General features: G+C 52.3%; 18 protein-coding genes. 12 read left to right on the top strand and 6 right to left on the bottom strand.

The features are described 5' to 3' along the window. Positions 1-54: 54 nt before the first annotated feature. Positions 55-762 (top strand): ABC transporter ATP-binding protein, encoded by a 708-nt coding sequence (locus ACJA3I_RS10560; protein ID WP_458862559.1) that lies wholly within the window; start codon positions 55-57, stop codon positions 760-762. Continuing rightward, complete coding sequence (locus tag ACJA3I_RS10555; protein ID WP_458862558.1) at positions 755-2,329, top strand: hypothetical protein; 1,575 nt, start codon at positions 755-757, stop codon at positions 2,327-2,329. Before ACJA3I_RS10560 ends, ACJA3I_RS10555 begins: the two co-directional genes overlap by 8 nt. A gap of 204 nt (positions 2,330-2,533) precedes the next feature. Here the strand turns inward: ACJA3I_RS10555 and ACJA3I_RS10550 are convergent, their stop codons facing one another. Next, the gene (locus ACJA3I_RS10550) at positions 2,534-2,788 is read right to left on the bottom strand and encodes a YaaL family protein (RefSeq protein ID WP_458862557.1); all 255 of its coding nucleotides are present in this window, start codon (positions 2,786-2,788) and stop codon (positions 2,534-2,536) included. Between the two features lie 281 nt (positions 2,789-3,069). Here ACJA3I_RS10550 and ACJA3I_RS10545 point away from each other — a divergent pair, with 281 nt between their 5' ends. Both ACJA3I_RS10545 and ACJA3I_RS10540 read left to right on the top strand, forming a co-directional pair. After that, a complete protein-coding gene (locus ACJA3I_RS10545) occupies positions 3,070-5,079 on the top strand; it encodes a DNA gyrase/topoisomerase IV subunit B (RefSeq protein ID WP_458862556.1) in 2,010 nt (669 codons plus the stop codon). 12 nt (positions 5,080-5,091) lie between these two features. After that, the gene (locus ACJA3I_RS10540) at positions 5,092-7,275 is read left to right on the top strand and encodes a DNA gyrase subunit A (protein WP_458862555.1); all 2,184 of its coding nucleotides are present in this window, start codon (positions 5,092-5,094) and stop codon (positions 7,273-7,275) included. Between the two features lie 176 nt (positions 7,276-7,451). Here the strand turns inward: ACJA3I_RS10540 and ACJA3I_RS10535 are convergent, their stop codons facing one another. Continuing rightward, positions 7,452-7,886: a NifB/NifX family molybdenum-iron cluster-binding protein gene (locus ACJA3I_RS10535; protein ID WP_458862554.1), complete on the bottom strand. Its 435-nt coding sequence runs from the start codon at positions 7,884-7,886 to the stop codon at positions 7,452-7,454. Between the two features lie 157 nt (positions 7,887-8,043). Here ACJA3I_RS10535 and ACJA3I_RS10530 point away from each other — a divergent pair, with 157 nt between their 5' ends. Next, positions 8,044-8,706 (top strand): Crp/Fnr family transcriptional regulator, encoded by a 663-nt coding sequence (locus tag ACJA3I_RS10530; RefSeq protein WP_458862553.1) that lies wholly within the window; start codon positions 8,044-8,046, stop codon positions 8,704-8,706. A 59-nt stretch (positions 8,707-8,765) separates the two neighbouring features. Here the strand turns inward: ACJA3I_RS10530 and trxA are convergent, their stop codons facing one another. The 4 genes from trxA to ACJA3I_RS10510 all read right to left on the bottom strand — a co-directional run bounded on the left by trxA (position 8,766) and on the right by ACJA3I_RS10510 (position 11,663). Then, positions 8,766-9,086 (bottom strand): thioredoxin, encoded by a 321-nt coding sequence (gene trxA, locus ACJA3I_RS10525; protein ID WP_458862552.1) that lies wholly within the window; start codon positions 9,084-9,086, stop codon positions 8,766-8,768. An 87-nt stretch (positions 9,087-9,173) separates the two neighbouring features. Beyond that, complete coding sequence (locus ACJA3I_RS10520) at positions 9,174-9,788, bottom strand: 4Fe-4S binding protein (RefSeq protein ID WP_458862551.1); 615 nt, start codon at positions 9,786-9,788, stop codon at positions 9,174-9,176. After that, a complete protein-coding gene (locus ACJA3I_RS10515; protein WP_458862550.1) occupies positions 9,769-9,987 on the bottom strand; it encodes a 4Fe-4S binding protein in 219 nt (72 codons plus the stop codon). Before ACJA3I_RS10515 ends, ACJA3I_RS10520 begins: the two co-directional genes overlap by 20 nt. A 200-nt stretch (positions 9,988-10,187) precedes the next feature. Then, positions 10,188-11,663: an MATE family efflux transporter gene (locus tag ACJA3I_RS10510; RefSeq protein WP_458862549.1), complete on the bottom strand. Its 1,476-nt coding sequence runs from the start codon at positions 11,661-11,663 to the stop codon at positions 10,188-10,190. Positions 11,664-11,870: 207 nt separating this feature from the next. Between ACJA3I_RS10510 and ACJA3I_RS10505 the strand changes: the two genes are divergently transcribed. The 7 genes from ACJA3I_RS10505 (at position 11,871) to ACJA3I_RS10475 (ending at position 20,458) form a co-directional block, all read left to right on the top strand. Further along, entirely contained in the window at positions 11,871-12,824 is a 954-nt protein-coding gene (locus ACJA3I_RS10505; protein WP_458862548.1) for an HD domain-containing protein, read from the top strand. 40 nt (positions 12,825-12,864) lie between these two features. Continuing rightward, entirely contained in the window at positions 12,865-13,206 is a 342-nt protein-coding gene (locus ACJA3I_RS10500) for a YkvA family protein (protein ID WP_458862547.1), read from the top strand. A gap of 109 nt (positions 13,207-13,315) precedes the next feature. Next, entirely contained in the window at positions 13,316-13,906 is a 591-nt protein-coding gene (locus ACJA3I_RS10495) for an ECF transporter S component (protein WP_458862546.1), read from the top strand. 169 nt (positions 13,907-14,075) lie between these two features. Further along, positions 14,076-15,710 carry a potassium/proton antiporter gene (locus tag ACJA3I_RS10490; RefSeq protein WP_458862545.1) on the top strand — a complete coding sequence of 545 codons (1,635 nt, stop codon included), beginning with the start codon at positions 14,076-14,078 and terminating at the stop codon, positions 15,708-15,710. A 251-nt stretch (positions 15,711-15,961) separates the two neighbouring features. Then, positions 15,962-17,614 (top strand): glutamate--tRNA ligase, encoded by a 1,653-nt coding sequence (gltX, locus tag ACJA3I_RS10485; protein WP_458862544.1) that lies wholly within the window; start codon positions 15,962-15,964, stop codon positions 17,612-17,614. Positions 17,615-17,673: 59 nt separating this feature from the next. Beyond that, a complete protein-coding gene (locus tag ACJA3I_RS10480; protein ID WP_458862543.1) occupies positions 17,674-19,332 on the top strand; it encodes a glutamine--tRNA ligase/YqeY domain fusion protein in 1,659 nt (552 codons plus the stop codon). Position 19,333: 1 nt separating this feature from the next. After that, entirely contained in the window at positions 19,334-20,458 is a 1,125-nt protein-coding gene (locus tag ACJA3I_RS10475; RefSeq protein WP_458862542.1) for a cysteine desulfurase family protein, read from the top strand. Positions 20,459-20,475: the final 17 nt, after the last annotated feature.

The following is a 20,475-nucleotide window of genomic DNA, read 5'->3' as shown; positions in this document are numbered from 1 at the left end:
ATGCCGCAAATTGCGCATTTTCAAGAGATGAAAAGAAACAAAAGGGAGAAAGACATGAAACTGATCTTAAAAGAATTGAAAAAGAATTTCGGGTCGAAAGAAGTTCTCTGCGGCGCGTCTTTTGCGTTTGAAAGCGGCAAGATCTATGGTTTGCTGGGCCGAAACGGCGCGGGCAAAACAACGCTTTTCAATTGCATCAACGAAGATCTGCCGGTGGATAGCGGCAGCTTCGAGGTGGAAGAAAACGGCGTTTGCCGCCCTGTGCAGGCCGAGGATATCGGCTATGTGCTGTCTGCCCCCGTGGTGCCCGAATTTCTGACAGGGCGCGAGTTCCTGAAATTCTTTATGGATATCAACAAAAAGAAAATAAAAGAAGAAAAGACCATCGAAGAATATTTCGAAATGATGAGCATTGCGCCGGAGGACCGGGATCGCCTCATCAAAGATTATTCCCACGGCATGAAAAACAAGATGCAGATGCTGGTGAATTTCATCGCAAACCCCGGCATCCTTTTGCTGGATGAGCCGCTGACCTCATTCGATGTGGTGGTGGCGGATGAGATGAAGCAGCTTCTGCGCAGCATGAAAGAAAAACATATCATCATTTTTTCCACCCATATCATGGAGCTTGCCCTGGATCTGTGCGATGAGATCGTGATTCTCAACGAAGGTATTTTGCGCGAAATGGATCGGGAAGACCTGAACAACACCGAATTTAAAGATAAGATCATCGCCGTGCTGAGAGGTAGTGAAAATGTTTGATAGCTTTGCGATCTCGTTCCGGCTGCGCAACACCTATAAAACAAACAGCATCATCTGGTCGCTGAAAGGCATTCCGCTGTTGAAAAAGCTTCTGCCTTCTTCGCTTTATGCAAGCCGGGGGCTGAAGATCTTTGCCAATATCCTCAGCGGCATTTGGGAACTGATCTCCGTTTTTCTGGGCAAAGCGCTTTATCTGGGGTTCATCTGGTCGCAGGTTTCCAATATGCGGGCAGAACCCGCGGCGGGTTATATTCACGCGCTGCTTTTTCTCACGGTGATCGGCGGGTTTTTGAACACCCAGATCTTCGACCCCACCAAAGATAAATTCTACGCCATGTTTTTGATGCGCATGGATGCGCGGGAATATACCCTGACGAATTATCTTTATTTTCTGATCAAGATGCTTGTGGGGCTGACCCCGTTTTCACTGCTGTTCGGCCGCTTGATCGGCCTGCATACGGTCACGGCGCTGGCGCTGCCGGTTTATGTGATCTGCGTGAAGCTTTGTTTCACGGCCGTCAGCCTGTATACCTGCAAAAAAGAAAATAAGACCCATAATGAAAATAAACTTGCGCCGCTGGTGTGGGTGGCTGTGGCCGCGCTTCTGGCGCTGGCGGCGGTGCCTTATTTCGGGTATGCGCTGCCCGAGAAAAGCCTTTGGATCGCCTGCGCTGTGCTGCTGATCCCCGCCGCGGGGGCCATGCGCTATATTTTGAAGTTCGATGCTTACCGGTCGATCTATCAGCAGCTTCTCAAGGCCGAAGCGTTTGCCCCCAGCACAGGCATCAATACCGTGGGCGCGGCCCAGCAGCTGGCGCTGCAAAAAAAGATCACGGTGGATGTGGGAAAAGTCAGCGGCAAAAGCGGATATGCTTATTTCAACGAGCTTTTCATGAAGCGCCATGCCAAACTGCTGACACGCTCGATAAAGCGCATCACCATCATCGTGGCCTTGCTTTTGGCGGGCGCTGTGGGGCTGGTGGAATTCATGCCCTCGGCCCGCGATGAGATCAATCAGATCCTGATGACCTATCTGCCCTATTTTCTGTTTGTGATGTATCTTATCAACCGCGGCACCACCATCGCTCAGGCAATGTTTATGAACTGCGATCACAGTATGCTGACATACCGTTTTTATCGCCAGCCCAGGGCCATTCTGGCGCTTTTCACCCAGCGGCTGAAATATGTGGTCGCCATCAACCTGATGCCCGCCGTGGTGATCGCGCTGGGGCTTCCGCTGCTGCTGTATATCACGGGCGGAACCACCCAGCCGGTGAATTATCTGGTGCTGTTCGTTTCAATCCTTGTGATGTCGGTGTTTTTCTCTGTGCACAGCATGGTGCTTTATTATCTTTTACAGCCCTATAATGTAAATCTGGAAAGCAAAAGCGCCCTTTACAGCATCATCAACTGGATCACTTATTTTATCTGCTGGGGAGCCATCCAGGTTCAGCTGCCCACCCTCTGGTTCGGCAGCGCCATCACCGCGTTTTGTTTGGTCTATTGCATCGCCGCATTTCTGCTGGCCTATAAAATGGCCCCGCGCACTTTTAAACTGAGAAATTAAAACCCTTCGGGCGGGAAGCGGCCGCCGGGAAAAACCGCCGCTTTTGCCCGCTTTGATCTGATCGGGCATGAAAAAAGCTTCTCGCCGGGCAAAGGGCAGGCGCCTTGACACAAGACAGCGGAAAAACCGCCGCTTTTGAAAAGGGCCCGTCACTCCGGGGGAAGCTTTTTGCTTTGCAGCCGCCTTTTAAAAAAGAGCCGCTGTTCATCTTAACGGCACTGCGGGCAGGCACATCACTTCAAGGGCCTTGGCCCGCTGAAGCAGATAGGAATAACGCGACTGAAGAGAATTGATTTGGTAAACTGAAGAGGAAACAAGGTCGGGATCGCTGACGATCTCAAAATTTTGCCGCGCCACATCCAGCTGGCGCTTGGTTTCCTGCAGATCTTGCAGCAGCGCCCGTTCTTCGGGGCCGTATTCCGGGCTTTTTTGCTGTGCGGCAGAAAAAAACAGTTTCATGGAAGTTCCTCCCGATCGTATGATGTGGTTATTTTTCCCATTCTTCTGCCTGTTTATTCCGCTTTGCCAAAACCAATACTGTTTTCAGAATGATTTGACATCGACACATTTCTTGTTTAATATATATAATGTATGCAAGTTTTTCACAGTTAGACCATGAAACGGTAAAAATTTGATTCGCTGCCCGAAATTCCGCGCCGCAAGACGCAATTTTGCGGCAAAACCGAATTGCTGCCCCGCCGGCCATGCCGCCGCGGGGTTCAACATATTTTGGAGGCAACATGACGAAAAAATCGAAACAAGAATACGGCAACCAAAGCATCACCGCATTAAAGGGCGCCGACCGTGTGCGAAAACGCCCCGGGGTGATTTTTGGTTCCGATGGCATCGAAGGCTGTGAACATGCCTTCTTCGAGATCCTTTCCAATTCCATCGATGAGGCCCGCGAGGGCCATGGTTCCCAGATCACCGTCACCCATTTTTTGGATGGCGTCATCGAGATTCAGGATTTCGGCCGCGGTGTGCCCGTGGATTTCAACGAGCGTGAAAACCGCTATAACTGGGAACTGATCTATTGCGAGTTATATGCCGGCGGAAAATATCAGAACAATGAAGGCGAGAACTATGAATATTCGCTGGGGCTCAACGGCCTGGGCGCCTGCGCCACGCAATATTCTTCCGAATTCATGGATGTGATCTCGCGCCGCGACGGCTGGGAATATCAGCTGCATTTTGAAAAAGGCGAAAATGTGACCCCGGGCGAGAATCATCTGATCAAGCTGCCTTATTCCGGCAAAAAAACGGGAACCATCCACCGGTTCAAGCTGGATATCGATGTGTTTACCGACACAGATATCCCCAATGACTTTTTCAAAAGCGTTTTGAAAAAGCAGGCCGTTGTCAACGCGGGGCTTCAGTTCCTTTTCCGCGCCGAAACCGAAAAAGGCAAATTCGAAGAATCGGAATTTTGCTATCAGAACGGCATTGTCGATTATGTCAATGAACTGGCGGGCGAAAACGCGCTGACGAGCGTGCAATACGGCAAAACCGAAAAACGCGGCCGCGACCGCGCCGATAAGCCCGAATATAAGGTGAAGGTGGAAGCGGCGTTCTGTTTTTCAAATGTGGGCGCCTGCCTGGAATATTACCACAACTCTTCGTGGCTGGAACACGGCGGTTCGCCCGATAAAGCCGTGCGCTCGGCCTTTGTTTCCGCGCTGGATGCTTATTTGAAGCAAAACGGCAAGTATCAGAAAAACGAAAGCAAGGTTTCTTTCAACGATATCGCCGACAGCCTGATTTTGGTGACCAACGGTTTTTCCACTTATACTTCTTATGAGAACCAGACCAAAAAATCCATCACCAATAAATTTATTCAGGAAATGATGACCGAGTTTTTGCGCTCGACGCTGGAGATCTATTTCATCGAGAACCGGCAGGAAGCCGATAAGATCGCCGAGCAGATATTGGTGAACAAGCGCAGCCGTGAGCAGGCGGAAAAAACACGCCTGAACATGAAAAAAAAGCTGGCGGGCACCATCGATGTGACCAACCGCGTGCAGAAATTCGTTGATTGCAGAACAAAAGATCTCGACCGCCGCGAAGTGTATATCGTGGAAGGCGATTCCGCTCTGGGTTCCTGCAAACAGGGCAGAGACCCTGATTTTCAGGCGATCATGCCCGTGCGCGGCAAGATCCTCAACTGCCTGAAAGCGGATTATGACAAAATTTTCAAATCGGATATCATCACCGACCTCATCAAGGTTCTGGGATGCGGGGTGGAAGTGAAAAGCAGCAAAAACAAAGAGCTTTCTTCTTTTGATCTTTCCATGCTGCGCTGGAACAAAGTGGTCATCTGCACCGATGGCGATGTGGATGGCTTTCAGATCCGCACGCTGATTTTGACCATGCTTTATCGCCTGACCCCGGCGCTCATCGAAAAGGGGTATGTTTATATCGCCGAGACCCCGCTTTATGAGATCACCGCCAAGGGCAGCAAAGGGGCCAAGACCCACTTTGCCTATTCGGATAAAGAGCGCGATGAGATCGTGAAAAAACTCGCCGGCAAATGCAGCATCCAGCGCTCGAAAGGTTTGGGCGAAAACGAACCCGAAATGATGTGGCAAACCACCATGAACCCCGAAACACGCCGGTTGATCCGCGTGCTGCCGGAAGATATCAAGGCGACCGCCGAAAAATTCGATCTGCTGCTGGGCGATAACCTGCAGGGGCGCAAAGATTATATTGCGGAACACGGCAGCGAATATCTTGATTTGACGGATGTCAGCTAAGGAGAAAACGGCATGAAAAAAGAATTGTTCACCCCCCAGCTTATCACCGAAACGCTGGAACAAAACTATATGCCCTATGCCATGAGCGTGATCGTCAGCCGCGCGATCCCCGAGATCGATGGGTTCAAGCCCTCTCACCGCAAGCTGCTTTACACCATGTATAAAATGGGGCTGCTGTCGGGCAACCGCACAAAATCGGCCAATGTGGTGGGGCAGACCATGCGCCTCAATCCCCATGGCGATATGGCCATCTATGAAACCATGGTTCGTCTTTCCCGCGGCAATGAATCGCTTTTGATGCCCTTTGTGGATAGCAAGGGCAACTTCGGCAAGGTTTATTCGCGCGATATGGCGTTTGCCGCCGCGCGTTACACCGAAGTGAAGCTGGATGCTTTCTGCAGTGAGCTTTTTGCCGATATCGATTGCGACGCGGTGGATTTCGCCGATAACTATGACGGAACCATGAAAGAACCGCTGCTGCTGCCCACGCGTTTCCCCAATATCCTTGTCAGCAACAATCTGGGCATCGCGGTGGGCATGGCTTCCAGCATCTGCGGCTTCAATTTGAATGAAGTCTGCGATACCACCATCGCTTATCTGAAAAACCCCGATTGCGATTTGGCCGAAACGCTGAAAGCGCCCGATTTCCCCACCGGCGGCGAGCTGATCCTCGATCCGGGCCAGATGGCCGAGATCTATCGCACAGGCCGCGGCTCTTTCCGCGTGCGGGCAAAATGGAACTATGTGAAAAAAGAAAATATCATCGAGATCACCGAGATCCCCTATACCACGACCATTGAAGCGATCATCGATAAAGTGACCGATCTGATCAAACAGGGCAAGGTGCGCGAAATTTCGGATATGCGCGATGAAACCGGCCTGAGCGGCCTGAAGATCGCCATTGATCTGAAGCGCGGCACCGACCCCGACAAACTGATGCAGAAATTGATGAAAATGACGCCGCTGATGGATACCTTCGGCTGCAATTTCAATGTTTTGATCGGCGGAACACCGCGGGTCTTGGGCGTGAAAGAGCTTTTGGAAGAATGGAGCAGCTGGCGCATCGAATGCATCCGCCGCCGCGTTCATTTCGATTTGCAGCGCAAAAAAGAAAAGCTGCATCTTTTGCTGGGCCTGAAAAAGATCCTGCTGGATATCGACCGCGCCATCGCCATCATCCGCGATACCGAAGAAGACGCCGAAGTGATCCCCAACCTGATGATCGGCTTTGGCATCGATGAAGCGCAGGCGGAATTCGTGGCCGAGATCAAGCTGCGCAACATCAACAAAGAACATATCCTCAAGCGCACCAAAGAGACCGATGATCTGGAAAAAGAGATCGAACAGCTGGAAGTGCTGCTTAACAGCCGCAGCAAGCTGAAAAATGTGATCATCACCGAGCTTCAGGCCATCAATAAAAAATATTCCATGCCCCGCCGCACCTCGATCGTTTATGAACACGAGGTGGAAGAATATGACGAGGCCGAACAGATCGAAGATTATCCCGTCACGGTCTTCCTCACGGGCGACGGCTATCTGAAAAAGATCACGCCGCAATCGCTGCGCATGAGCGGCGAACAGAAGCTGAAAGAAAACGATGTCATTGTTCGAACCGTGGAATGCACCAATAAAACAGAACTGATTTTCCTGACCGATAAGATGCAGGCATATAAATGCCGCCTGCATGAATTCGATGATGGCAAAGCCAGTCTGCTGGGCGATTTCCTGCCCCAGAAGCTGCAGATGAGCGATGGGGAACGGGTGATCTTCATGTTCCTGCCGGAAGATTACGAAGGCTGGCTGCTGTATGTTTATGAAAACGGCAAAGCCGCGAAGATCCCGGTGAAAAGCTTCGATACCAAATCCAACCGCCGCCGCCTGACCGGCGTTTACAGCGATAAATCGCCGCTGATCGGCGTTTTCCATCTGCGTGAAGAAGCAGATATTGCCGTGTATTCTTCTGCCGGGCGGCTGCTGCTGTTCAACACCGCCGCCGTTGCCCCCAAAACCACCCGTTCGTCTTTGGGTGTGGCGGTGATGACGCTGAAAAAGAACCAAACCGTCAGCCGGGCTCTTTTAAAAGAAGAAGCGGGCATTGCCAACGAAGCCCGCTACCGCACACGCAACCTTCCCGCCGCCGGCGCCACCCTGCGTGAAGAAGACAGCCCCGATAAACAGCTGAGTCTGGAGCTTTAAAACCATAAAACCGCCGGCGAAAAGCAGCTGCGATGCTGTTTTTCGGGCCGACAAAAAGCCGCACAAGTGCTTTTCTTGTGCGGCTTTATTTTATAAAAAAGATTCAAAAACAATGAAAAACGCCTCCAACAGGGCTTGTGTGCCGCTGTTGAAGGCGTGATGGAACAAAAATGGATTTACTTGTTTTCCCGGCCGTGGTGATGGCCGCCGCAGCCGCCCTCGTGGTGATGGTCGCCGCAGCCGCCCTCGTGGTGATGGTCGCCGCAGCCGCCTTCGTGGTGATGGCCGCTGCAAACAGCATGAGTGGTTTTCAGCGTTCCGTTCAGATAAGCGTCAACGGCCTGGCGGATATCGCCCTGAGCCCCCACGATGATTTCGAGGCCCTGCTCTTTGCAATGCTGCATGGCGCCGCTGCCCATGCCGCCCGAAATAACCACGGAAACACCCTGCTCTTTCAAAAAGCGAGGCAGTGCGCCGCAGGTGTGGCCGGGGTTAGCAAGGTTTTCTTCCGAAACGACGGCGTTATTTTCAATTTCAAAAAGACGAAAGTTTTCACAATGCCCAAAATGCCCCGAGACATTGTTTTCCTGAGTTGTGACTGCGATTTTCATAAAACGAATCTCCTTTATTTTAAAGATGGATGATCGCCAAACTTATTATTGGCATATGCCTTCTATCCACAGTATACACTGTTATTGGCATATGTCAATAACAAATTGACAATCCACAAGCGATATTATAGAATGGAAAGCATAAAAAGGAGCGGGAATGATGACAACGATAGAAACTTATTTTCCGATATGGAACCGGCTGAATGCCGAAGACCAGGCGCTTTTGCGCGCCTCGGCCACCAAACGCAGCGCGCCGCGGGGCACGGTTCTGCATAACGGTTCGGCAGATTGCGTGGGGCTTTTCATTATTTCCGCGGGCCAGCTGCGGGCGTTCGTTCTTTCGGAAGAAGGCAAAGAAGTGACCCTTTATCGGCTTTTCGAAAGGGATCTCTGCCTTTTTTCGGCATCCTGCGTGATGAGCAGCATTCAGTTCGATATCACCATTGAGGCTGAAAAAGATTCGGAATTCTGGGTGATCCCGCCGGATGTCTATAAACAGCTGATGGAACGCTCACTGCCTGTTGCCAACTATACCAATGAAGTGATGGCTTCGCGTTTTTCAGAGGTCATGTGGCTGATGGAGCAGATCATGTGGAAAAGCTTTGACCGCCGCCTGGCGGCGTTTCTGCTGGAAGAAAGCCGCCTGGAAAACAGCAGTGTTTTGAAGATTACCCATGAAAAAATTGCCGCCCATCTGGGTTCGGCCCGCGAGGTGGTCACAAGAATGCTTCGCTATTTTCAATCGGAGCAGCTTGTTTCGCTTAACCGCGGCACAGTGGAGATCCTTGATGTGAAAAGACTTGGTGTTCTGGCAAACTGAAAACATCCCCTTCGGCAGAAAAGTTTCCGCCGAAGGGGATGTTCTTTTTGTTTTGAAAATCAGGCCAGCACACCGCTGAGCAAAGCCGCGATCTCGTGTTTGGGCTTTGCGCCCACCGAGCGTTCCACGATTTTGCCGTTTTGGATCACCAGCAGGGTGGGGATGCTCATCACTTTGAAGGCAGAAGCCAGTTCGCGCTGTTCATCCACATTCACTTTGCCGAATTTCACGCCTTCGATCTCTTCGGCCAGTTCATCGATGATGGGGCTGACCATGCTGCAGGGGCCGCACCAGGTGGCCCAAAAATCCAGAAGCACAGGCTGATTGCTTTCAACCACTTCGGCTTGATAGTTTTCTTTTGTCACAGTGATCACAGACATAGTAAGATCTCCTTTATATCAGGTATATGGATAGATGTTTCGGAAAGCCGGGCGGCTGTTTCGCCGGCCGCAAGGTTTCTTTCTGGGTTAAGAATACCGCGGTTTGAAAATTGTTTCTGTGATAAACTCACACAGCGGGTTTTTCGCTTTGCAGATCAGTTGGGTCATGGTGCCCATGGGGCAATAAACACACCAGGAACGCGGCTTGAAAAGCGCCATGGTCACAACGCCCAGCAGGGTGGAGGTCAGCATCACGCTATAAAAGCCAAAAGCGAACTGAGCTGCCCAAAGCGGCGCCCCAACCGTGGGATTCGCCCAATGCCAGGGCAGGCGGAAGCTCCACAATAAAGTCACTGCCTGCCTGAGCGTTTGCGCGCCCGCAAACACAAGATAAGTGCTCCAGAGCATTTGGCCGAACATCACCAGAAAAAAGATCAAAAAGCCATAGCGAAAGGCTTTGCTGTATAAAAATCCGGGCGGCGCTTTTTTGCGGGAAAGGCCGAAACGCCCGCCGAGCAGGGTGAAAAGCTGACCGCGGCCGCAATAACGGCTGCAATAAGCTTTCCCGCCGCCGAAAGCCGAAATGCCCAGCGGGATGAAAAAGCAGAGAAGCCCCAGCCAGGCGAACAGAATATTGAAAAAGCCCAGGGCCAGATAAAGGGCTGAAAAAATCCACAAATAATCATACCAATGTTTTTTCATGGGGGGCCTCCTTTAAAGTGATGATGCCGGCGGGGCATTCCCGCAGACAGATTCCGCAGCCCACGCAGCGGGCGGCGTCGATTCGGGCGGTGACACCGTGAAAAACAGAAACGGCCTGTTTCGGGCAGACTTTTTCACAGCAGCCGCAGGCGACACAGGCGCTTTCTTCAACAAATGCGGTCTTCTTATGCTTGGTCATGGATGTTCCTCCTGTCAGAATAGGGTCACTGCGCTGAAAGCATCACGGCCGCGGAAGATCGGCAAAAGAAAAGCGGCGCGCAGAAAGTGACAACTGCCATTTTATCAAAAATTTTTGATGCCGCCGTGACGAAGTCACAAAAAAGCAGCCCGCAAAAAGCTTGCGGGCTGCCGGATGATATTTGGTTGCGTTGAAAGGCATCAGAGTTTCACATCCACGGCTTTCCATTTTCCGGAAACAAAGCGCAGCCAGACGAACAGCGAGCGCAGCACCTGATCGGCCACCAGCGCCACCCACGCGCCATAAAGGCCCCAATGCAGCACATATACGCAGAAGATCGCCAAAAGCGGGCGAACCAGAAGAACCGTTATAAAGGTGATCACCGCGGTGGCTTTGGTATCGCCTGCGCCGCGCAGCGCACCGGCCAGAATGAACTGTGAAGATTGAAGCGGCTGGATGATCGCCACAAACATCAGAATTTTGGCGCCGGTATTGACGATTTGGGGTTCATGATTATAAAGCGAGACGATATCGCCGCCGAAGAAGAAGAAAATCACCATCAGAACCATGGCGATGGCCATGCCCAGCCGCCGCGTTCGGTGGCAATAATATTCGGCCATATCCGGCCGCTTTTTGCCAAGGCTCTGGCCCATCAGCGAAGTGGCCGAAACGGCGAACGCCTGACCGTTCATAAACGAAAGCGCCTGAATATTCATGCAGACCTGGTGGGTGGCGAAGGCCACCGTGCCCAGAGAAGCCACCGTTTTCGAATAGATGATGATGCCGGTTCGCATGACCAGCTGTTCCACCATGGCGGGCAGACCGATCTCGAAAATGGAAGCGATGATTTCTTTTTGGGGGCGGAAGCCATCCTTCAGCCGCAAAGTGACATAGTTTCGGTTGCCCATCACCGCGCGGAAGGCAAGGAGCATGGCCACCACCTGGCCGATGACGGTGGCGATGGAAGCGCCGGCCACTTCCAGACGCGGGAAGCCGAAATGGCCGTAAATGAATAAGTAGTTGAACACAACATTCACAAGGTTCGCCACCAGATTATAAACCATGGCGGTTCGGCTGTTGCCCGCGCCGCGCAATGCCGCGGTCACGGTGGAGGTCAGCGCCACGCTGACAATGCCGATGGCCTGGATCTTCAGATAGCTGGTGCCGCCCGCCAAAGTCTGGGCATCTGTGGCGCCCATGAATTTGACCAGCGGTTCCGCGAAAATGAACCCCAGCACAGCGCTGAGCACGGAAAGGATCAGCGTGAGCAGCATGGCCTGACGCATGACCAGATTGGCCTTTTCCTGCATCCCCGCGCCTTTATAGCGGGCCACCAGAGCGGTGGCGCCCACATTCATGGCCATGAACATCGTCATCATCAGAAATTTGGGCTGGGTGGTCAGGCCCACAGAGGTGAGCGCCCAGGCCCCCAGCTGGCCAACCATCATCAGATCGACCATCGAAGCAAGCTGGGTCAGCGTGAGTTCGATAAACGAGGGCCACGCAATGCGGAAAACATCGCGATACATCATTTTTGAAGTGACGCCCTCGGGCATGACTTCTTTCACTTTTTTGGCCGCCACAAGGTGGGCATCGGTTCCCGGTTCCACCAGATCAAGGGCAAAAGTGGGCTTTTTGTGCGGCAGCTTTTCGGTTTGCTCAGCGCTATTCACCATAGGATGACTGTGAATAAACCACAGCGCTATTCACTCCCTTTTCGTTTTTTCTATAGAATACCATTATTATAGCGCAGAAAAAGCTTACATGTCTATAATAAGTTTAACAACTAAACAGAAAAACGGGAAAATTGACCGTTGACGGCGGGCGTAAAATAAAGAATAATAAGGAAAAAGATCCCGTTCGTGGCAAAAGGAGGGAAACCTATGGAAGAACTGTTGAACGGTTATGACCAAATAACTTTTGGGCGGCTGATGACGACAAGAGGCCTGCTGCCCCTGGTTCGCGAAGCCTATCCTGAATTTTTTGAGGGCACGGCATGCCCGTTTATCGAAACGAAGCTTTGCGAGCTTCCGCGCGACGGGCGGTTTGAAAAGCTTTGCGCGGGGCTGCATCAGGTGGCGAAGGGCAGCGCGGGCGGCGGCGAGCTGTTCCACGCGGCGCTGGAATTTGCGGCCAACGCCCATGCGGGGCAAAAGAGAAAAGGCAGCGGCGCGCCCTATATCATCCATCCCGTGGAAGTGGCCCAGATCCTGACGGAAAGCGGCGCGGGGGATGAAGTCATCTGCGCGGGGCTTCTGCATGATCTGGTGGAAGACACGGGCTGCACGGCGGAACAGATCGAAAAAGCCTTCGGCCCGCGCATTGCAGAGCTTGTCAAAGCCGAAAGCGAAGATAAAAGCCGAAGCTGGGAAGAACGCAAGCAGACCACGATCCACCATATGGAAGCTTGCCGCGATCTGGATATCCTGCTGCTTTGCTGCGCCGATAAAGTGTCGAACCTGCGCAGCCTTGCCGCCGATTATCAGAAAACAGGCGAGGCGGTGTTCAGCCATTTCAAACGGGGCAGAAAAGAACAGGCATGGTATTACGGAAGCCTGCTGGGGTGTTTTGAGCCGCTGAGCGAGATGGATCTCTATTGGGAAATGGCCGATCTTTACGGCAAAATTTTTGTGGAATATTATATGAGCGTCGATCTGCTGATCCAGATCGACGGCGATGACCGCTGGGCTCTGCGCCGGGGCGATTGCCAATGGCAGCAGGCGGCGCAAAGCGCCGAAGAATGCCGCGCCATGGTTTCCATCTCCAAAGAACAGTGCAACGCCATCGAAACCTTGTGGCATCTGGAAGAAGCCCAAAAAGCAGCGCATGAAGAATAAGCCGCCCTTCAAAACGCGCGCTGCGGCGTTCGCCCGCAGGATGAAAAACGAAATTTCTGCGCTGCTGCTCTATTTGAAAAGCGGAAACACGGCCCCCGTGGCAAAGATCGTGGCAGCCATTGCGGTGGCCTATGCGTTGTCGCCCATCGATCTGATCCCCGATTTCATCCCCATTTTGGGTTATCTGGATGATGCGCTTGTGCTGCCGGGGCTTATCTGGCTTGCGGTGCGGCTGATCCCGCCCGAAGAAATGAAGCGCTGCCGTGAAGCCGCCGGGGCGAAGGAAAGCGGCGTGAAAAAGAGAAACTGGCTGTATGCTCTGCCTGTGGCGGCGATCTGGGCATTGGTTTTGCTGGCTGTTTTCTTAAAAATGCGAAACTGATACCATTAAAATGATTTGAATTGGATATTTAAAAGGAATCAGTTGCGCGATATAATAACTCCCGACATCAGAAAACCCCGTGGAAAGCGGGAAGAAAGAGGGAGAAAAGATGGAAAAGACCACTGAGAAAAAGAAGTTTTTTACGGTATATCGAATGGCGGTCATCGGGCTGATGGCGGCGCTGGTGTTTGTCTGCACCTTTCTGCATATCGATATCGCAACCCCTATGGGCAAAACCATGATCCATTTCGGCAACATCATGTCGCTGCTGACGGGCCTGCTGTTTGGGCCGCTGACGGGCGGCCTTGCCGCGGGCATCGGTTCGGCGATCTATGACCTGATGGATCCTGTGTTCGCGCCCGAATTCTGGATCACTTTCATCATGAAATTCGCCATGGGCTTTGTGGCGGGGCTTATCGCCCACGGGGCAAAGGCCAAGGGGCAGAACAAAGCGCGCAACATCGTTGCGGCGGTGGTGGCCGCGGTGACTTATGTTGCCCTGTATGGTCTGAAGACTGTGATCATGCAGCGCTTTGTGATGGGCGCCGTGTGGGAAGCCGTTTTGCCTGTTCTGGTCACAAAAGTCTCTGTTTCTTCGCTGAACGCCGTCATCGCTTCGGTGTGTTCCATTCTGCTTTGCCTTGCGCTGCGCCGCCCCTTAGAGGCCGCGGGAGTTTTTTCAAAGCTGGAACAAGAATAAACGAGAATTTTTTATGAGGTTTGGGAGGCAGCCAACAGGCTGCCTCTTTTTTATACCAATGTAATCGCAAAGAGAAAAAGACTGTTTTTTCAGCGAAAGCAGATGGTTGATGCCGCGGTTTTGGTATGATATGATAAAAATAAATTCATTAGTTGCACGCGCGATACGAATGAAAGCAGAAGAATTTTATCACGAAAAGGGAGGAATTATGTCGTATTTACTAATGTGCACAATCATTATATTGCTTTGCGTGCTGGTCAGTCAGTTGACGCATCGAGTAGGGGTTCCCGTCCTTCTTACCTTCATCGTATTGGGAATGCTTTTCGGAGAGAATGGCATTTTTAAAATTTCGTTTAATAACTATATCCTATCAGAAAATATCTGTACGATCGCGCTGATTTTTATTATGTTTTATGGTGGTTTCGGCACAAACTGGAATCAAGCAAAGCCCATTGCCATAAAAGCATCAGTGCTGGCTTCGCTGGGTGTTGTGTTAACAGCCGGCCTCACAGGGGCGGTGTGTATTCTTTTTTTTAAAATGCCGATGCTTGATGCAATGCTTTTGGGTGCCATTCTGGGCTCCACCGACGCGGCATCCGTTTTTTCTGTGCTACGCTCAAAAAAGCTTGGCCTTCGTGAGAATACGGCATCGCTTCTGGAAGTGGAAAGCGGCAGCAACGATCCCATCGCTTATATGCTTACCATGATTTTGCTTTCCATTATCAGCGGACGGGTCGGCAGAGGTGAATTGCTGGCAATGATGGTCAAACAACTGGTCTTCGGCATTTCATTCGGCATTATTTTGGCGCTGCTATTCCGCGTTTTCTTAAAGCGATATCGTTTTCCCGTGCCGGGGTTTGATATGGCTTTTTTTATTGGCATTGCGTTGCTTGCCTATGCGCTTCCCACTTCTGTGGGCGGAAATGGTTATTTAAGCGTTTATATCGTAGGGATTGTGCTGGGCAATTCTCATATCAAGAATAAAAAATCGCTGGTGCATTTTTTTGATGGATTCACAAGCCTTATGCAAATGCTGATCTTTTTCTTGTTAGGCCTTTTAGCAACCCCTTCGCATATTCCCCAGATATTGCTGCCTGCTGTGATAATTGCGCTGTTGCTGACTTTCTTTGTTCGGCCTTTGGTGGTGGCTGCATGCTTTGCTCCGTTTCGATGCAGTTTACGCCAGCAGATGCTGGTTTCTTTTGCCGGTCTTCGCGGTGCTGCGTCAATCGTTTTTGCGATTATGGCCACGGTGCATGAAGCGCAAACTCCGGGGGATTTATTCCATATGGTTTTTTGTATTGTGTTGCTTTCGATCACCTTCCAAGGCTCGCTCTTGGCGCCGGTAGCGCGCTGGCTGGGTATGTGTGATAAGAATATAGATGATGCAAAAAGCTTCAGCGATTACGCGGAAGCGGAAAAACTCTATTTCATCAACCTTAAAATCGAAGAAGGGCATCCATGGGCGGGGAAAACCCTGCGTGATATAAACCTGCCGCCGGATATTCTGGTGGTGATGCTGATACGCGATAGCGAAAATATTTTGCAGGGTGGGGATACAGAATTTCAGCTGTTTGATTCGGTGATCCTCAGCGCGCCCGCTTACCAAGGAGAAGTTGGGTTGGTTTTGCAGGAACAGCGCATAGAGGAAAACAGCAGATGGATCGGCAAAACCATCGCCGCGTTCTCGCCCTGCAAGGAAGAACTTGTTGTAATGATTTTGCGTGGGGAGGAAATGATTATTCCTAAGGGAGACACACAAATCAAAGCAGCGGATGTGTTGGTAATCAGCCAAAAGCATTGAGCGGGATCTTACCCCAAGGCTTCAAAAAAGAAAATTGCGTAAAAGGTGCCAACGCTGCAAAGCAAAGGCGCCTTTTGCTGCTTTAAGGCATGGAAAATCGGGCTTTTGTGCAGGAAAGCCCAGCTTTTTATTGAAATGAACGCAAAAAAAAGATATAATATATATATCTATCGTTAAATCGAAGAAACGGGCATCAAAACCGTTGCTTTTGAACTTTTCAAAAGAAAAACAACCTGAGCAGGAGTGAGAATATGGATTATAATCAGCTGGCGGAACTGCTGTTCCCCCATATCACCAAAACACCGCAGGAATATCTGACACAGGTGTATCCGCGCCGCGAGTTGCCCCAGGGCGCCATGGTCACGCGATTTGCCCCCAGCCCCACAGGGTTTCTGCATATCGGCGGGCTGTTCACAGCGCTGGTCAACGAGCGTGTGGCTCATCAAACGGGCGGCGTGGTGATCTTGCGCATCGAAGATACCGATAAAAAGCGCGAAACCGAAGACGGCATCAGCGGCATCGTGCAGGGCCTGCGCGATTTCGGCGTGGAATTCGATGAAGGCATGATGAGCCAAACCGAACAAAAGGGCGATTACGGCCCTTATCAGCAAAGCCACCGCGCCGAAATTTATCAAAGCTTCTGCAAAGACCTGGTGCTCAAAGGTCTGGCCTATCCCTGCTTCTGCACAGAAGAAGAACTGGGCGAGATCCGCGCCAGACAAGAAGCCGAAAAGGCGCTGCCGGGCTATCACACGACCTATGCCCGCTGCCGCGATCTTTCACTGGAAGAGATTCGCGCGAAAATCGATGCCGGCATGCCTTATGTGATGCGTCTGCGCTCGCCGGGCAAGATCGGCGGCCGCATCAAATATAAAGATGTGGTGAAGGGCGAGATCGAACAGGATGAAAATGTGATCGATGTGGTGCTGCTGAAAACCGACGGCATCCCCACTTATCATTTCGCCCACGCGGTGGATGACACGCTGATGGGCACCACCCATGTGATCCGCAGCGATGAATGGGTCTCTTCCGTTCCGCTGCATTTGCAGCTGTTTTATGTGCTGGGGCTCAAGCCGCCCAAATATGCGCATGTTTCGCCCATTATGAAAGAAGAAGACGGCGCCAAACGCAAGCTTTCCAAGCGCAAAGATCCCGAAGCCGCCGTTTCTTATTTTGTCGAGCAGGGCTATCCCCGTGAAGCCGTGCTGGAATATCTGCTCAATCTGGCAAATTCGGGGTTTGAAGACTGGCGCCGCCAGAACAAAACCGCCGATTACCATGATTACCCGGTGCAGCTGAACAAAATGAGCCAATCGGGCGCACTGTTCGATCTCATCAAGCTTTCCGATGTTTCCGCCGGGGTGATCTCGATGTTCACCGCCGAAAAAGTGGCGCGGGATGCCGCCGACTGGGCAAAAGAATATGATGAAACCCTTTATCGGGCGCTTGCTTCCGACAGCGCTTTTGCCGAAGGCATTTTCGCCATCGATCGCGGAGGCAAAAAGCCCCGCAAGGATATTCGCAAATGGAGCGATGTGCGCGAATTCGTCAGCTATTTTTATGATGAGCTGTGGCAGGAACAGCGGGAAGCCTGTGAGCTGCCGCCCGAAGAATGCAGGGCGATCTTAGAAGCCTATCGCGCGGCTTATTGCGCGGAAGATGATAAAAACCAATGGTTCGAGCGCATCAAGAGCATCTGCGAACCGCTGGGCTATTCCCCCGATGTGAAAGCCTATAAGGCCGCGCCCGAAGCCTTTAAGGGCCATGTGGGCGATGTTTCCAATGTGATCCGCCTGGCTGTCACGGGGCGCAACAATTCCCCCGACCTTTATGCCATCATGCAGCTTTTGGGCCGGGAAAAATGCTTCGACCGCATGGAAAAAATGATCGCTTCCCTGAAATAAGGGCAAAAGCGTTCCCATAGCGAGCCGGCTTTGGAACCGGCCGCGGAAAGGTAAAAATTATGGAAAATTTAACGGCAGGCAACTTTATCCACGATTTTATTGAAGAAGATATGAGAAACGGCGTCAGCGATCATGTGCAGACCCGTTTCCCGCCCGAACCCAACGGCTATCTGCATATCGGCCACTGTAAGGCCCTTTGCATCGATTTCGGCACGGCGGAAAAATACGGCGGAAAATGCAACCTGCGCATGGATGACACCAACCCCACCAAAGAAGATGTGGAATTTGTGGAAGCCATTAAAGAAGATATCCACTGGCTGGGGTTCGATTGGGATCGCTTCTGCTATGGTTCCGATTATTTTGATAAAACCTATGAATTGGCCGTGGAGCTGATCAAAAAAGGCCTGGCCTATGTCTGCGAACTTTCGCCCGATGAAGTGAAGGCCAACCGCGGCGATTTGAAGACCCCCGCCACCAGCCCCTATCGCGACCGCCCCATCGAAGAAAGCCTGGATCTTTTCGAAAGAATGAAAAACGGCGAATTTCCCGAGGGCAGCATGACGCTGCGCGCCAAGATCGACCTTGCTTCGGGCAACTTCAATATGCGCGACCCCGCGTTATATCGCATCAAGTATGCGCACCATCACCGCACAGGCGATAAGTGGTGCATTTACCCCATGTATGATTTCGCGCACCCCATTCAGGATGCGCTGGAGGGCGTGACCTATTCGCTTTGCTCTTTGGAATTTGAAGCGCACCGCCCGCTTTATAACTGGGTCATCGAAAACACCTCTGTTTCGGGCAAGCCCCGCCAGATCGAATTTGCCCGCCTGGGCATCGACCACACGGTGCTTTCCAAGCGCAAGCTGCGCAAGCTGGTGGAAGAAAACCGCGTCAGCGGATGGGATGACCCCAGAATGCCCACCCTTTGCGGCCTGCGCCGCCGCGGCTATACCCCGGCTTCCATCCGCAATTTCATCGATCGCATCGGCGTTGCCAAGGTCAACAGCACCGTGGAATTCGGCTTTTTGGAACATTGCCTGCGTGAAGACCTGAACACCACCGCAAAGCGCGTGATGGCCGTTCTGCATCCGGTGAAGCTGACTTTGACCAATTATCCCGAAGATCTGCATGAAGAATTTGAAGTGGAAAACAACCCCGAACGCCCCGAAGACGGCATGAGAAAAGTAAGCTTTTCCCGTTGTGTCTGGGTGGAAGAAGACGATTTCATGGAAGAACCCGTGCCGAAATACAACCGTCTGTATCCCGGCAACGAAGTGCGCCTGAAAGGCGCCTATATCGTCAAATGCACCGGCTGCGTGAAAGATGAAAACGGCAAAGTCATCGAGATTCTGGCGGAATGCGACAGAGATTCCCGCGGGGGCAACGCCGCCGACGGCCGCAAAGTGCGCGGAACGATCCACTGGGTAGATTGCGAAACCGCCGTAGAAAGCGAAGTGCGCTTATATTCCAATCTGTTCACCGACCCGAACCCCGATGCGGCGGATGTGGATTTCATCAGCTGCCTCAATGAAGAATCGCTGGAAGTGCTGGGCGGATGCAAGCTGGAAGCAAGCCTGCGCGATGCCGAACCCGCCGATCGCTTCCAGTTCATGCGTTTGGGCTATTTCTGCGCCGACAGCAAAGATTCAAAACCCGGCGCGCCGGTGTTCAACCGCGCCGTGACTTTAAAAGACAGCTTTAAGGCAAAAAAATAAGATGGAAATGCATTATTTAGATAACGCCGCCACCACCCGGGTGCTGCCCGAAGCGGCGCAGGCCGCCATGAAGGCCATGACAGAAGAATATGGAAACCCCTCGGCGCTTTATGCGCTGGGGGCAGAGGCACGGCGCGCGCTTTCACAGGCGCGCGCCGATGTTGCGCTTGCGTTGGGCTGCAAAGCCGAGCAGCTGGTGTTCACTTCCTGCGGAACCGAAGCCATCAACACCGCCCTTTTCAGCGCGGTTTACCGCGGGCGGCGCATCGGCCGCCACATTGTGAGCACGCACATCGAGCATAAGGCCACGCTGGAAACGCTGAAAGCGCTGGAAAGCGAAGGCTGTGAAGTAACTTTGGTAGATCCGCAGCCCGACGGCACCGTTTCGGCCGAAGAGATCCTGGCAGCCGTGCGCGAAGACACCGCCCTTGTCACCATGATGGCGGTCAACAGCGAAACGGGGGCCATTCTGCCCACGGCGCAGGTGGCCGAAGGACTGAAACACCGAAATTCCGCCGCGATGCTGCATATCGATGCCGTGCAGGCGTTCTGCAAAATTCCTTTTGACCCCGCCCCCTATGATTTCGTTTCGGTGAGCGGCCATAAGATCGGCGCCTGCAAAGGGGTGGGGGCGCTGTATGCTAAAAATATCAAAACCGTGCGCCCGCGCATCTTGGGCGGCGGGCAGGAAAACGGCCTGCGCAGCGGCACGGAGGGAATGCCCCAGATCATGAGTTTTGGGGCGGCCGCCCGCCTGCGGGGCGGTCAAACGGCGGAAAACGCCGCGAAAATGCAGGCGCTCAAACAAGAGATCCTGCTGCGGCTCACGGAACTTCCCTGCGGCGTGAGGATCAACTCGCCCGAAAATTCCGCGCCGCATATTTTGAATATTTCTCCCGAAAAAGGGAGAAGCGAGGTGCTTTTGAGGGTGCTTTCCGATGAGGGCGTGTTCGTTTCGGGCGGTTCCGCCTGTTCGCGCGGGCGGCGCAGCGAAGTGCTCACGGCCATGAAAGTTCCCGCCAAGGCCATCGATTCGGCCCTGCGCATCAGCCTTTGCCCCGAAACCACCCATGAAGATGTGGAAGCGCTTCTGGAAGGGCTGAAAAAAGCGCTGGCATTTTTTTAAAAATACCAAACAACAAG

The organism is Acidaminobacterium chupaoyuni (genome assembly GCF_047936785.1).
Classification (GTDB): Bacteria; Bacillota; Clostridia; order Oscillospirales; family Butyricicoccaceae; genus Acidaminobacterium; species Acidaminobacterium chupaoyuni.
The sequence above is the reverse complement of the archived record's forward strand: the minus strand, read 5'-3'. Positions and strand labels throughout refer to the sequence as shown.